The sequence below is a fragment of the Streptomyces albireticuli genome (assembly GCF_021228125.1).
Taxonomy (GTDB): domain Bacteria; phylum Actinomycetota; class Actinomycetes; order Streptomycetales; family Streptomycetaceae; genus Streptomyces; species Streptomyces albireticuli.
Genome location: NZ_JAJQQS010000084.1, coordinates 1 through 1,005, shown reverse-complemented (window position 1 = coordinate 1,005; position 1,005 = coordinate 1). Strand labels below are relative to the sequence as shown.

General features: G+C 67.2%; 1 protein-coding gene. It reads right to left on the bottom strand.

Annotated features, from left to right (window positions below):
• Positions 1-57 precede the first annotated feature (57 nt).
• Positions 58-795, bottom strand: coding sequence for a transglycosylase SLT domain-containing protein (locus tag LUZ64_RS36675; protein WP_095585001.1), 738 nt, complete (start codon positions 793-795; stop codon positions 58-60).
• Positions 796-1,005 lie beyond the last annotated feature (210 nt).

Genomic DNA, 1,005 nt, shown 5'->3' with positions numbered 1-1,005 from the left:
TGTGCGGGGTGCCGCCGCCCCCTTTCGTACAGCAGGAGCGGGTTGGGCTGGGCCGGTTCAGTAGGCCGAGTTGACGTTGTCCATCGAGCCGTACTTGTCGGCCGCGTAGTTGCAGGACGCGGCGATGTTGGCGACCGGGTCGTAGATGTCCCACGAGGTGCCCTCGACGTGGTACGCCTTGAACGTCGGATCGATGATCTGCAGCAGACCCTTCGACGGGATACCCGCCGCGGCGTTGGAGTCCCAGTTGTTGATCGCCCGGGGATTGCCCGTCGACTCACGCATGATGTTCCGCTTGACACCCTCGAAGGACGCCGGAATGCCCTTGGCACGCAGGATGTCGATCGCCTCGTTGATCCAGCCGTCCAGGTTGTCGGCGTAGGCCTTCTTCACCGGCGCCGCGGCCGGAGCCGGGGCAGCCGGAGCGGGGGCAGGAGCGGCCTTGACCGGCTTGCGCTCCTCCGAACGGCTCGCGGTCTCCTTCTCGCCACGCTCCTTGTCAGCCTTCGCCTTCGCGGCAGCGTCAGCGCTCGCCTTCTGCGCGGCAGCCGCGTCCGTCTTGGCCTGGGCGGCGGCACCAGCCACACGCTGGGCCAGCTCGTCCCGCACCTGGTCCTGGGCGGCAGCGGTGGCGGTGGCGGTCCACGCGACGGGCTTGACGTCCAGCGCCTGCGAATCCGCCGAAGCCGGAACAGCCGCGAAAGCCACAGCGGCCACACCGGCCGCGGCGATACCGGCGGTGGAGAGCTTATGGACCAGGGGCAGACGGGTATAACCGGAGATGGTGGAGCGCATAACTGAGCTGAACCTCTTCCAATCGCGTACGTCGCACAGGCCGGAAACGGCGCGGAAAAAGCGCCGCGTCTCGATCGACGGCGCCAAGCGACCCCGCAATTGTTAGCGGCGCGAAATCCCCCTGGCAAAGATGTGACCTACTACCCCCCATCGTTCACACCAGCCCACACCACCCCCACCCAAACGCCCGACATGTCCGATTTCGGGGGT

Excerpts from the sequence above, each read along its gene's own strand:
- LUZ64_RS36675 (WP_095585001.1), bottom strand. The coding sequence starts at position 795 with ATGCGCTCCACCATCTCCGGTTATACCCGTCTGCCCCTGGTCCATAAG.